This is a genomic window from Streptomyces geranii, from assembly GCF_002954775.1.
Lineage (GTDB): Bacteria > Actinomycetota > Actinomycetes > Streptomycetales > Streptomycetaceae > Streptomyces > Streptomyces geranii.
This window is the reverse complement of record NZ_PJME01000007.1, coordinates 318852-330770: the sequence shown is the minus strand read 5'-3', so window position 1 is coordinate 330770 and position 11919 is coordinate 318852. Positions and strand designations below refer to the sequence as shown.

Sequence of the window (11919 nt, the reverse complement as noted above, 5' to 3'; positions counted from 1 at the left end):
CCTCAGACCGATACGGGCGAGACCGTGGTGGGCGCGGCCGTGGTGGGTGAGACCTTGATGGGCGTGTAGACGGAGTTCTTCTCCGCGCTCTCCTCGACCGCCGCGAGGACGCGCTGCACCTGGAGGCCGTCCGCGAAGGACGGCCGGGGGCGGCTGCCCGTGGCGATGGCGTGGACGAGGTCGCGGGCCTGGTGGACGAAGCTGTGCTCGTAGCCGAGGCCGTGGCCCGGCGGCCACCAGGCGTCCAGGTAGGGGTGGTCGGGTTCGGTGACGAGGATGCGGCGGAAGCCGGCGTGGGTGCCGGGTTCGGTGCCGTCGTGGTAGGCGAGTTCGTTGAGGCGTTCCAGGTCGAAGGCCAACGAGCCGTGCTCGCCGTTGAGTTCGATGCGCAGGGCGTTCTTGCGGCCGGTCGCGTACCGGGTGGCCTCGAAGGAGGCGAGGGCGCCGGAGGGGAAGCGGCCGGTGAACAGGGCGGCGTCGTCGACGGTGACCTGTCCGGCGCCGGAGGTCGCGGCGGCGGTCAGGCCGCTCGTCGGGCCGCCGGGCAACGGGCGTTCCCGTACGAAGGTTTCGGTGAGGGCGGAGACTCCGGCGAGTTCCTCGCCCGCGAGGTACTGGGCGAGGTCGACGATGTGGGCGCCGAGGTCGCCGAGCGCGCCCGAACCTGCCGACTCCTTGCGCAGCCGCCAGGTGAGCGGGAACTGCGGGTCCACCAGCCAGTCCTGAAGGTACGTCACCCGTACGTGCCGCAGGGTGCCGAGCCTGCCCTCGGCGACCATGGAGCGGGCGAGCGCGGTGGCGGGCAGGCGGCGGTAGTTGAAGCCGACCATCGCCAACTGGCCGCGCCGTTCGGCCTCTTCGGCCGCCGCCGTCATCGCCACGGCCTCCTCGACCGTGTTCGCGAGGGGCTTCTCGCACAGGACGTGCTTGCCAGCGGCGAGGGCGGCGAGGGCGATCTCGGCGTGGCTGTCGCCGGGGGTGCAGATGTCCACGACGTCGACGTCGTCCCGTTCGATCAGGACGCGCCAGTCGGTCTCGGCCGCCGCCCAGCCGTGGCGGTCCGCCGCGGCTCTGACGGCGTCGGCGTCACGGCCGCAGATCGCCGCGAGCAGCGGGCGCCGGGGGAGGTCGAATACGCGGCCCACTGTGCGCCAGCCCTGGGAGTGGGCTGCGCCCATGAACGCGTATCCGATCATGCCGACGCCCAGTGCCGGCCTGTCGGCGTCGGCGGCGTCTGCCTGCGGCTGTGCCATGCGGATGTCCTCCTCGGGTGGTGGGGGGTCGTCCAGTGGGTCGGCTGCGGGTGCGTTGGGGCTGGTCGCGCTCACGCGGCGGAGCCGCATATCGATGCAGCCCCGCGCCCCTTTGGGGCGCGGCAGAACCGCACGCCTGAGAAACCGCCCCCAGCCCCTGGCCCCGCTCCCTCTACTTGAAGCCCGTCGGCATGTACTGGTCGATGTTCGTCTTGTCGACCACCGCCGAGTAGAGCGTCAGGGAGGACGGGATCTCGAACTCGGCGAGGCCGCTCACCCCCTTCGCCTGGCCGAGGGCTCGGGCCAGGTCGATCGCGGACGCGGCCATCGTGGGCGGGTAGAGGACCGTCGCCTTGAGGACGCCGTTGTCCTGCTTGATGGCCTGGAAGGCGGAGAGGGCACCCGCGCCGCCGACCATCAGGAAGTCGTCGCGGCCGGCCTGTTCGATGGCGCGCAGGGCGCCCACGCCCTGGTCGTCGTCGTGGTTCCACAGGGCGTCGAAGTCAGACTGTGCCTGCAGGAGTTGGGCCATCTTGGCCTGGCCCGACTCGACCGTGAACTCGGCGGCCTGACGGGCGACCTTCTTGATGTTGGGGTAGTTCTTCAGGGCGTCGTCGAAACCCTGGGTGCGCTGCTTGGTCAACTCCAGGTTGTCCAGGCCCGCGAGTTCGATGACCTTGGCGTCGTCCACGTCCTTGAGCTGCTCGCCGATGTAGTGCCCGGCGTTGAGGCCCATGCCGTAGTTGTCGCCGCCGATCCAACAGCGGTACGCCTGCGGGGTGTTGAAGATCCGGTCCAGGTTGACGACGGGGATGCCCGCGCGCATCGCCTTCAGCCCGACCTGCGTGAGCGCCTTGCCGTCGGCGGGCAGGATCACCAGCACGTCGACCTTCTTGTTGATCAGGGTCTCGATCTGGCCGATCTGCGCGGCCGTGTCGTTCGAGCCCTCGGTGATCTCCAGGGTCACGTCGGAGTACTTCTTGGCCCGGCTCTTGGCGTTGTCGTTGATCGCGTTGAGCCAGCCGTGGTCGGCCTGCGGTCCGGCGAAGCCGATGGTGACGGCCTTGCCGGGGGTGTCGGCGGCGGCCGGCTGGTCGTTCGACGCGGGCTCGTCGTCGGACTTGTTGCTGGTGCAACCGGAGAGCATGACTCCCGCCCCAACGGCGGCGGTCCCGAAGAACAGCCCTCTGCGGCTCGTGAAAGGCGTCGACTCTGGCATGGCGGTGAACCCTTCCCTCAGGTCGTGCTTGCGGTACGGCGCTGGACGAGCACGGCGGCGACGATGATCGCGCCCTTGGCGATCTGCTGCACGTCGCTCTGCAGGTTGTTCAGGGCGAAGATGTTGGTGATCGTGGTGAAGATCAGGACGCCCAGGACGGAGCCGACGATGGTGCCGCGACCCCCGCTGAGCAGGGTGCCGCCGATGATCGCGGCGGCGATGGCGTCCAGCTCGTAGAGGTTGCCGTTGGTGTTCTGGCCGGAGCCGGACAGGATGATCAGCAGGAAGGCGGCGATCCCGCAGCACAGCCCGGACAGCAGGTAGAGGTAGAGGCGCTGGCGGCGTACGTCGATGCCGGCCAGCCGGGCCGCCTCCGCGTTGCCGCCGACGGCGACCGTGCGGCGGCCGAAGGTGGTGCGGTTCAGGATCAGCCAGCCGATGATCGTCACAACCGCGAAGACGAGCACGAGCGGGGGGATGCCGAGGATGTACGCGTCGCGTTCGCCGAGGTCGAGGACGCTGTCGATGGTGACGACCTGGGTCGCGCCGTCCGTGATCTGCAGGGCGAGTCCGCGCGCCGAGGCCAGCATGGCGAGGGTGGCGATGAACGGGACCATCCCGCCGTACGCGATGAGCAGCCCGTTGACGAGTCCGCAGCCCACCCCGACGAGTACGGCGGTGAAGAGGATGCCCGCGAAGCCGTACTCCTGGGTGGCGACGGTGGTCGCCCACACGGAGGCGAGGGCGACGATCGCGCCGACCGACAGGTCGATGCCGCCGGACATGATGACGAAGGTCATCCCGACGGTGACGACCCCGATCACCGAGCCCTGGGTGAGGACGAGTTGGAGGTTGCGGGTGTCGAGGAACTCGTCGGGCTTGGTGATGCCGCCGACGACGATCAGTGCGGCGAGGACACCGAGGAGGGAGAGGGTACGGACGTCGGCACGGGCCAACACGCCTCGCCAGGCCGGGGGTTGAGCGGTCGACGGGATCTTGTCGGTGCTGCTGCGGGGTGGGGAGACGGGCTGGGTCATGATGCCGGGCCCCTTCCACCGTCCGCGGGGCTCCTGTCTGCGGAGCTACCGGCCGCGGAGCTGCCGGCCACCGATCTGCCACTGGCCACAGGGGCTCCTTCCATCACCAGGTCGAGTACGCGGTGTTCGTCGAGTTCGCGGGCCGGTGCCGTGTGTACGACCTGGCCCTCGCGCAGTACGAGGACCCGGTCCGCGAGGCCGAGCACCTCGGGTACCTCGCTGGAGACCAGCAGGACGGCGAGGCCCTCGTCGGCGAGGCGGCGGATGACCGCGTACAGCTCGGCTCGGGCGCCGACGTCGACGCCCCGGGTCGGTTCGTCGAGGAGCAGGACCCGGCAGCCGCGCAGCAGCCAGCGGGCGAGGACCGCCTTCTGCTGGTTGCCGCCGGAGAGGGTGCGGACGGGTACCGAGGGGTTGTCGGGGCGCAGGGACAGTTCGCGGGTGGCGGCGCGGGCGGCGGCCAGTTCGGCGCCCCGGTCGATCCAACCCCCGCGTGCGAAGCGGGACATGGAGGAGACCGACACATTGCGGGTGACGGACTCCAGCATCAGCAGGGCCTGCGCCTTGCGCTCCTCGGGGGCGAGCCCGAGTCCGGCACGGACCGCCGCCCGTACGCTGCCGGGCCTCAACACCCGTCCGTCTACGAGCACTTGACCGGTGGTGGGCTTGCGGGCGCCGTAGATCGTCTCCAGGATCTCCGAGCGCCCGGAGCCGACCAGACCCGCGAGGCCGACGATCTCACCGGGGCGCACGGTCAGGTCGACGGGCGCGAACTCGCCCTCCCTGGCCAGTCCTTGGACTTCGAGGACCGGTGCTCCGGCCGCGTCCGCAGGTGCCGCCGGTGTCGCCGGGCGCTCCGGGAAGACGTACTCGACGTTGCGGCCCGTCATCAGGGCGACGACCTCGCGGGTCGGTGTGGACTTCGCGGGGAGTCCGCCCGCCACCGCCCGGCCGTCCTTGAGGACGGTGACACGGTCGCCGATGCGGCGGATCTCCTCCAGGCGGTGGGAGATGTAGACGACGGCGACCCCGTCGGCGGTCAGGTCGCCGACGATGCGGAAGAGGTTGTCGACCTCCTCCGGGTCGAGCGCGGCGGACGGCTCGTCCATGACGATCAGCCGTACCTCGTGGGAGAGCGCCCGAGCCATCGACACGATCTGCTGCTGCGCCGCCGACAACTCCCCGACCAGCCGCCCGGGATCGACCTCCGGGTGGCCGAGTCGCTTGAGCAGGGCGGCCGTTGACGCCTTCGCGGCCTTTCCCCGTACGACGAATCCGGCGGCCGTGGGTTCATGGCCGAGGTGGACGTTCTCGGCGACCGACAGGTGTTCCACCAGGTCGAGTTCCTGGTAGATGGTGGCGATGCCGAGGCGCATCGCGGCGATGGGCGAGCGCAGGGTGACCGGCGCGCCGCGCCAGCTGATGGTGCCGTCGTCGGGCTGGTGGGCGCCCGCCAGGACCTTGATGAGCGTGGACTTCCCGGCGCCGTTCTGGCCGAGCAGACAGTGCACTTCGCCGGCCTGGACGTCGAGGTCGACGCCGTCGAGGGCCCGTACGCCGGGGAACGACTTGGTGATGCCGGACATGCTGAGCAGAGGTGGTTCTGGTGCCATGACGGTTCCCCTTGGCGGGCGTGCGGGCCGGTTGCAGGGCAGATCGCGTGCTGGACAAATCGCTTGCTGGGCAGGCGTTTTCGAGCAGGGCAGAGCAGGACAGGGCAGGGCGGAGCAGGGCGCTGTACCGGTGAGCCGCGTGTACGAAGCGGTGGTCTACGCGGGTGAGAAGAGGTGGTCGCTGATGAGGCGGGCCGCGCCGATGACTCCGGCGGTGGGGCCCAACTCCCCCAGCACGATGGGGAGGTTGCCGGTCGCCAGGGGCAGCGACTGGCGGTAGACCTGGGTTCTGATCGCGGCGAGCAGGGTGTGGCCGAGGCCGGTCACCCCGCCGCCGATCACCACCAGGCCGGGGTTGAAGAAGCTGACCAGGCCGGCGATGACCTGGCCGGTGCGGTTGCCGCCCTCGCGGATCAGGTCGAGCGAGGTGGCGTCCCCGGCGGCAGCGGCGGCGGCGACGTCGACGGCGCTCAGGGTGCCGCTCGCCTCCAGCCGGGCCGCGAGTTCCGCCGAAAGTCCTTGCAGGGCCGCCTCTTTGGCGTCGCGGGCGAGCGCGGCGCCGCTGAAGTGGGCTTCCAGGCAGCCCCGGTTGCCGCAGGCGCACGGGCGGCCGTCGGGCACCGCCTGGATGTGCCCGATGTCGCCGGCACTGCCCGTCACCCCGCGGTGGACCTCACCGCCGACGACGATGCCGCAGCCGATGCCGGTGCCGATCTTGACGCAGAGGAAGTCGCCCACGGAACGGGCGACGCCCGCGTGCTGCTCCCCCATCGCCATCAGGTTCACGTCGTTGTCGACCATCACCGGGCAGCCCAGTTCCTGGCTGAGCGCCTCCCGCACGGGGAAGCCGTCCCAGCCGGGCATGATCGGCGGGGCGACCGGTACGCCCTCGGGGAAGCGGACCGGACCCGGGACACCGATACCGGCGCCGTCGAAGCCCTCCGCGAGCCCGGAGGCCCTCAACTTGGCTGCCATGGAAAGGACTTGCTCGAAGACCGCGACGGGGCCCTCGCGTACGTCCATGGGCTGGTTGAGGTGTCCCAGCACTTCCAGTTCGGCGTTGGTGACCGCGATGTCGATCGAGGTCGCGCCGATGTCGACGCCGAGGAAGCGCAGGGCGGGGGCGAGCCGGATGTTGTGGGAGCGGCGGCCACCGCGCGAGGCGGCGAGTCCGTCGGCCACGACCAGGCCCGTCTCCAGGAGCCGGTCCACCTCCACGGCCAGCTTGGACCGCGACAGGTCGATCTGATCGCCCAGCTGGGCCCGGGAGTTGGGCCCGCCGTCACGCAACAGCCGGAGCAGCCGGGCCTGGTGGGCGTTCGCGGGTCGTGCGGTCATCCGTCTCACGAGCCCCTCCCCGCCTAGTCAGGCACCAACCAGCCATGGTTTCCGGCCACTTCACCGGGCTTTCGAGTGGAACGTAGCAGCGGCTGCCGGGGCTGGGAAGAAGTTGCGCACAGATTGCCACTGACTTTTTCCTCTGAGTGGACAAAGAAAGGGCTACAGACCGGCGCCGGGCGCACACTGCACGGGGGGACGCTGATGCGCTCGCGGACACCGTCGGCGCGGTGTGCGTGTTCGGGCGGGTCAGACGACGCAGGCGGTGCTGGGCGGCGAGCAGATCTCCGGCGCATGACCCCCGGCTGCCGCAGGTCGGCCCGGCGGAGTGCTCAGTCGTGCTGGCGTTCGTGATACGTCTTGCGGGTGTGTTCCGTGTGGGCCCGCATGACCTCGGTCGCCCGCCGCTCGTCGCCGTCCGCGATCGCCGCGATCAGCTCGCGGTGTTCGATCCACGACTGCCGGCCGCGCTGTCTCGCCACCGGCGTGTAGTACCAGCGCACCCGGCGATCGACCTGGGCCGCCAGTTCCGCCAGGACCGCGTTGCCCGCCAACTCCATGACCTTCGCGTGGAAGCGGGCGTTCAGGGCGACCGCGCCGTCCACGTCGTCCTCGCTCACCGCCCGCTCGCCCTCGGCGCACAGCCGCTCCAGCGACTCGATGCCGGCCCGGCTCGCGCCCGCGGCGGCGAGCCGGGCGGCCTCCGCCTCCAACAGGGTCCGGACGGTGAGGAGTTGGTCGGCCTCGTCCTCCGTCGGCTCGTGCACGAAGGCGCCCTGGGCGGGCCGCAGGTCGACCCACCCGTCCGTGTTCAGCCGTTGCAGCGCCTCGCGGACCGGCTGCCTCGACACCCCGAGGTGTCCGGCGAGTTCGCTCTCGACCAGGTGCTGGCCGGGGCGCAGGGCGCGGGTGGTGATCAGCTCCAGCAGTGCCTCGTAGACCCGGTCCCGCAACGGCCCGGGGCGTTCGAGCTTCGGTACCGCGCCCTGCGGCAGTCCTGTCGTCGAGAACATCACGGTCCTCCTGGGGCAGCGCCGGGCAGAGCAGCCGGAAGGCCAGTATGAATTGCCTTTCGTCTACAGTCCACGGCACACAAGGACCAGATCCCACGGAAGCCGGACCCGCACGAACGGCCGCCTGCCCGCACGAACGGCCTGACCCTCACGGACAGCGGACGACCTGTCCGGCGTACGACAGGTTGCCGCCGAAGCCGAACAGCAGGACCGGGTCGCCGGTGGAGATCTCCGCGCGCTCGACCAGTTTCGAGAAGGCGAGCGGGATGCTGGCGGCCGAGGTGTTGCCGGACTCGACGACATCGCGGGCCACGACGGCGTTGACCGCGCCGATCTTCTCGGCCAGCGGCTCGATGATCCGCAGGTTGGCCTGGTGCAGGACGACGGCGGCGAGGTCCGCGGGGGTGAGTCCCGCGCGCTCGCAGGCCTGGCGGGCGATGCGCGGCAGCTGGGTGGTGGCCCAGCGGTACACGCTCTGGCCCTCCTGGGCGAAGACCGGGGGCGTGCCCTCGATCCGTACCGCGTGGCCCATCTCGGGGACCGAACCCCACAGCACGGGCCCGATGCCCGCGATGCCCTCCTCGACCGGCGGGCAGGCCTCGACGACCGCCGCGCCCGCGCCGTCCCCGACGAGTACGCAGGTCGTGCGGTCGGTCCAGTCCGTCACCGCGGACATCTTGTCGGCGCCGATGACGAGGGCCCGTACCGATCCCCCGGCCCGTACCGCGTGGTCGGCCGTGGCCAGGGCGTGGGTGAAACCGGCGCACACGACGTTGAGGTCCATCGTGGCCGCCGAGGGGATGCCGATCCGGCCGGCGACCCGGGCGGCCATGTTCGGGGAGCGGTCGACGGCGGTCGAGGTGGCGACGAGGACGAGGTCGATGTCGCTCGCGGTCAGCCCCGCCGAGGCCAGTGCCTTGGCGGCGGCATGCGCGGCCAGCTCGTCCACCGGCTCGTCGGGACCGGCGATGTGGCGCGTACGGATGCCCACCCGGCTTCTGATCCACTCGTCGTCGGTGTCGACCAAGCCCGCCAGGTCCTCGTTGGTGAGCACCTTGGCGGGCTGGTAGTGACCGACGGCGGTGATGCGCGAGCCGTTCATGGGTGGGTCCCCCTTGCTGCTTTTCGGTAGCGGGATCCACCAGTCTGATCAGTGACTCACCAGTACGACGGCACGCGATGCCACAGGATTCACGCGGCCGGGTTGTCGGCTTCCATCAGACTCCACGGTGCCCGAACACCTACCCTGTGAACAGCTGTGTCGCCTTCTGTACCAGCTCATAGAGGCCGTAGCAGAGCGGGGCACCCACCCACAGCCAGGCGAACGCGATCAGGGGCCGCCGGTCGGGCGGACCCGCACTGTCAGACGGACTGCTACCGCTGGACATCGGCGGCCTCCTTCTCCTTCGGTGCGGAAACGTGGTGTCGAGGGTCGACGGGGCGGACGAGTTCGTTGGCGACGAAGCCGACGGCGAGCAGTCCGATCATGATGTAGAACGATGTCCCGTACAGGGCGGAGCCGGTCTTGCCCGCCTCCTCCTGCCGGTCGGCGATCCAGTTGACGATCAGCGGGCCGAGGACACCGGCCGTGGACCAGGCGGTGAGCAGCCGGCCGTGGATCGCGCCGACCTGGTAGGTCCCGAAGAGGTCCTTCAGATAGGCGGGGATGGTGGCGAAGCCGCCGCCGTAGAAGGAGAGGATCACCAGCGCGCACAGGATGAACAGCGGCTTGGAGGAGTCCCCGAACCAGGCGATCGAGGCGTACATCAGCGCGCCGACGCCCAGGTAGACACGGTAGATGTTCTTGCGGCCGATCAGGTCGGAGGTGGACGACCAGCCGATCCGGCCCGCCATGTTGGCGGCCGACAGCAGCGCGACGAAGCCCGCCGCGGCCGACACCGAGACCGGGGTGGAGCTGTCCGCGAAGAAGTCCTTGATCATCGGCGCGGCCTTCTCCAGGATGCCGATGCCCGCGGTGACGTTCATGCAGAGGATGACCCACAGGCACCAGAACTGCGGGGTCCGCACGGCACCGCGCGCGGAGACCTGGACGCCCGACAGGGCACTCGGGGCAGGCGCCCCGCCCGCCCCGCCGCCGGCCGGCTTCTCGATGCGCGGAACCCGCACCAGGAGTACGCCGAGCGACATGAAGACGGCGTACGAGAGTCCGTGCACGAGGAAGGCGAGCGCGATCCCGGAGCTGTCGGAGCCGAAGGACTCCAGCATCTGTGCCGACCAGGGCGAGGCGATGAGCGCGCCGCCGCCGAAGCCCATGATCGCGATGCCGGTGGCCATGCCCGGCCGGTCCGGGAACCACTTGATCAGGGTGGAGACGGGCGAGATGTAGCCGATGCCGAGGCCGATGCCGCCGACGAAGCCGTAGCCGAAGACGATCAGCCAGTACTGCTCGGTGGCGGCGCCGAGCGAGGCGAGCAGGAAGCCGGAGGAGAAGCAGACCAGGGCGACGGTCATGGCCCAGCGGGGGCCGTTGCGCTCGACGAGGGTGCCGCCGAACGCGGCGGACAGGCCGAGCATGACGATGCCGAGCTGGAAGGGCAGCGCGCTCTGCGTGCCGCTGAGGCCGAGGGCGGATTCCAGGGGCGGCTTGAAGACGCTCCAGGCGTAGGCCTGGCCGATGGAGAGATGGACCGAGAGGGCGGCGGGGGGAACGAGCCAGCGGCTCCAGCCGGGTGGCGCTACAGGGGGACTCATGATCCCGGACGATAGGAACCGGCCGCGGGGTTGGGAAGGCGACCGGACGGGCTCGCCGACCGTATGCGGTGAACGGTATCCGGGCTGCGCCGAACGGTCGTTCGGATCGGACGAACGGCATCCCGTACGGGTGCGCCACCCCTTGTCGACGTAACCACCATACTGTAGACAGTATTTCGACGACATGGTTCCGTCTCGTCATCCACCGCATATGAGATCGTTGAAGGTCACCCACCAGCGCGTACAGAACCGGGGCTGATCAGGACATGGGACGAGTCACGGAACGACGCAAGGTGATCCGGATCCGCGACGGAGCGGTCTCCGCCCGCCCGGACACCCTGGTCGCCGAGGAGCCCATGGAGATCCGGCTGAACGGCAAGCCGATCGCCATCACCATGCGCACACCGGGCGACGACTTCGCGCTCGCCGCCGGTTTCCTGGTGAGCGAGGGCGTGCTCGCCGAGGGGCGCGACCTCCAGAACATCGTCTACTGCGCGGGCGCCACCGCCGACGGCTCGAACACGTACAACGTGGTGGACGTGCGGACGGCCCCGGACGTGGTGCTGCCGGACATCACGCTGGAGCGGAACGTGTACACGACGTCCTCGTGCGGACTGTGCGGCAAGGCGAGCCTGGACGCCGTCCGTACGACGGCCCGCTGGCCGATCGACGACGGGGCCGACGCTCCCCCGGTCCGGCTGGCACCCGAACTGCTCGCGAGCCTCCCCGACCGGCTCCGCGCGGCCCAACGGGTGTTCGACCGGACCGGGGGCCTGCACGCGGCGGCCCTGTTCACGGAGGAGGGCGAACTGCTCGACATCCGCGAGGACGTGGGCCGGCACAACGCGGTCGACAAGCTGGTCGGGCGGGCGCTGCAGCGGGGCGGGCTGCCGCTGTCCCGGACGATCCTGCTGGTCTCGGGCCGGGCGTCGTTCGAGCTGGCACAGAAGGCGGTCATGGCCGGGATCCCGGTGCTGGCTGCCGTGTCGGCGCCCTCGTCGCTCGCCGTGGACCTGGCGGCGGAGTCGGGGCTGACGCTGGTGGGGTTCCTGCGGGGCTCCAACATGAACGTGTACGCGGGCGAGGACCGTATCGCCCTGACGGCCGCGGCCTCCCAGGGCTGACCGGCTTCCCCGCGGCACGGCGGCGGGGCCCCGAACGGCGGGGAGCGCCCCCTGCGCCGCCGGGGCCCCGCCTCTACCACCGGTCCACCGCTACGTGGCGCCCGAGACCCGGGTGAGCAGGGCCGTCAGCAGCTCGCGCTCCACGACGCTGAGGGGTGCCAACAGCTCGTCGTTGGCCTTGCGCGCCGCCCGCTCGCAGCGGGCCAGCAGGCGCCGTCCGTCCGCCGTGACCGACACCGCGTTCTTGCGGCGGTCGTGCGGATCGGGGGCCCGTACGACGAGTCCGGCGTCCTGGAGGTCATTCAGAACGCCGACCATGTCCTTGGCGTCGAGCCCCACCCCGCGCACCAGTTCGGCCTGCGCGACCGGGCCCAGCTCCGCCACGGCGGAGAGCACCACGTGGTGCCACATCTTCAGCCCTTCCCGGGCCAGCGCGGCGGCGACCAGCGCCCGCCCGCGATCGGCTGCCCTCCCCAGCAGCCAGCTGGGGAGGACGCGTATCGCGCGAAGTTCGGCAGACATAAGAAAAGCCTAGCCAATAATCATTGGACCTTCCAACGGTTATACGTTTATCGTTGGGACTCCCAACGGTTTCGCGGAGGCGTGTGTG

At 70.6% G+C, this 11919-nt stretch carries 11 protein-coding genes; 1 reads left to right on the top strand and 10 read right to left on the bottom strand.

Going from position 1 to position 11919, the window contains the following annotated elements; all coding sequences use genetic code 11:
- Positions 1–2: 2 nt before the first annotated feature.
- The 9 genes from CW359_RS13670 to CW359_RS13635 all read right to left on the bottom strand — a co-directional run bounded on the left by CW359_RS13670 (position 3) and on the right by CW359_RS13635 (position 10185).
- Complete coding sequence (locus tag CW359_RS13670) at positions 3–1253, bottom strand: Gfo/Idh/MocA family protein (RefSeq protein WP_105970163.1); 1251 nt, start codon at positions 1251–1253, stop codon at positions 3–5.
- A gap of 172 nt (positions 1254–1425) precedes the next feature.
- Positions 1426–2472 (bottom strand): substrate-binding domain-containing protein, encoded by a 1047-nt coding sequence (locus tag CW359_RS13665; RefSeq protein WP_105970162.1) that lies wholly within the window; start codon positions 2470–2472, stop codon positions 1426–1428.
- A 17-nt stretch (positions 2473–2489) separates the two neighbouring features.
- Positions 2490–3509 (bottom strand): ABC transporter permease, encoded by a 1020-nt coding sequence (locus tag CW359_RS13660; protein ID WP_105970161.1) that lies wholly within the window; start codon positions 3507–3509, stop codon positions 2490–2492.
- On the bottom strand, positions 3506–5122 hold the full coding sequence (locus CW359_RS13655) for a sugar ABC transporter ATP-binding protein (protein WP_232838383.1): 1617 nt from the start codon (positions 5120–5122) through the stop codon (positions 3506–3508). Before CW359_RS13655 ends, CW359_RS13660 begins: the two co-directional genes overlap by 4 nt.
- A 156-nt stretch (positions 5123–5278) precedes the next feature.
- Positions 5279–6460, bottom strand: coding sequence for an ROK family transcriptional regulator (locus CW359_RS13650; protein WP_105970160.1), 1182 nt, complete (start codon positions 6458–6460; stop codon positions 5279–5281).
- A 332-nt stretch (positions 6461–6792) separates the two neighbouring features.
- Complete coding sequence (locus CW359_RS13645; protein WP_105970159.1) at positions 6793–7473, bottom strand: GntR family transcriptional regulator; 681 nt, start codon at positions 7471–7473, stop codon at positions 6793–6795.
- A gap of 148 nt (positions 7474–7621) precedes the next feature.
- Positions 7622–8575, bottom strand: coding sequence for a beta-ketoacyl-ACP synthase III (locus tag CW359_RS13640; RefSeq protein WP_105970158.1), 954 nt, complete (start codon positions 8573–8575; stop codon positions 7622–7624).
- A gap of 139 nt (positions 8576–8714) precedes the next feature.
- Positions 8715–8861 carry an MFS transporter small subunit gene (locus CW359_RS47800; RefSeq protein WP_456300554.1) on the bottom strand — a complete coding sequence of 49 codons (147 nt, stop codon included), beginning with the start codon at positions 8859–8861 and terminating at the stop codon, positions 8715–8717.
- Positions 8848–10185 carry an OFA family MFS transporter gene (locus CW359_RS13635; RefSeq protein WP_105970157.1) on the bottom strand — a complete coding sequence of 446 codons (1338 nt, stop codon included), beginning with the start codon at positions 10183–10185 and terminating at the stop codon, positions 8848–8850. Before CW359_RS13635 ends, CW359_RS47800 begins: the two co-directional genes overlap by 14 nt.
- A 266-nt stretch (positions 10186–10451) precedes the next feature.
- Between CW359_RS13635 and fdhD the strand changes: the two genes are divergently transcribed.
- The gene (fdhD, locus tag CW359_RS13630) at positions 10452–11309 is read left to right on the top strand and encodes a formate dehydrogenase accessory sulfurtransferase FdhD (RefSeq protein ID WP_105970156.1); all 858 of its coding nucleotides are present in this window, start codon (positions 10452–10454) and stop codon (positions 11307–11309) included.
- A 90-nt stretch (positions 11310–11399) separates the two neighbouring features.
- Here the strand turns inward: fdhD and CW359_RS13625 are convergent, their stop codons facing one another.
- A complete protein-coding gene (locus tag CW359_RS13625) occupies positions 11400–11831 on the bottom strand; it encodes a MarR family winged helix-turn-helix transcriptional regulator (protein WP_105970155.1) in 432 nt (143 codons plus the stop codon).
- Positions 11832–11919: the final 88 nt, after the last annotated feature.

Excerpts from the sequence above, each read along its gene's own strand:
- CW359_RS13660 (WP_105970161.1), bottom strand. The coding sequence starts at position 3,509 with ATGACCCAGCCCGTCTCCCCACCCCGCAGCAGCACCGACAAGATCCCG.
- CW359_RS13640 (WP_105970158.1), bottom strand. The coding sequence starts at position 8,575 with ATGAACGGCTCGCGCATCACCGCCGTCGGTCACTACCAGCCCGCCAAG.
- CW359_RS13670 (WP_105970163.1), bottom strand. The coding sequence starts at position 1,253 with ATGGCACAGCCGCAGGCAGACGCCGCCGACGCCGACAGGCCGGCACTG.
- CW359_RS13650 (WP_105970160.1), bottom strand. The coding sequence starts at position 6,460 with ATGACCGCACGACCCGCGAACGCCCACCAGGCCCGGCTGCTCCGGCTG.
- CW359_RS13655 (WP_232838383.1), bottom strand. The coding sequence starts at position 5,122 with ATGGCACCAGAACCACCTCTGCTCAGCATGTCCGGCATCACCAAGTCG.
- CW359_RS13665 (WP_105970162.1), bottom strand. The coding sequence starts at position 2,472 with ATGCCAGAGTCGACGCCTTTCACGAGCCGCAGAGGGCTGTTCTTCGGG.
- CW359_RS47800 (WP_456300554.1), bottom strand. The coding sequence starts at position 8,861 with ATGTCCAGCGGTAGCAGTCCGTCTGACAGTGCGGGTCCGCCCGACCGG.
- CW359_RS13635 (WP_105970157.1), bottom strand. The coding sequence starts at position 10,185 with ATGAGTCCCCCTGTAGCGCCACCCGGCTGGAGCCGCTGGCTCGTTCCC.
- CW359_RS13625 (WP_105970155.1), bottom strand. The coding sequence starts at position 11,831 with ATGTCTGCCGAACTTCGCGCGATACGCGTCCTCCCCAGCTGGCTGCTG.
- CW359_RS13645 (WP_105970159.1), bottom strand. The coding sequence starts at position 7,473 with ATGTTCTCGACGACAGGACTGCCGCAGGGCGCGGTACCGAAGCTCGAA.
- fdhD (WP_105970156.1), top strand. The coding sequence starts at position 10,452 with ATGGGACGAGTCACGGAACGACGCAAGGTGATCCGGATCCGCGACGGA.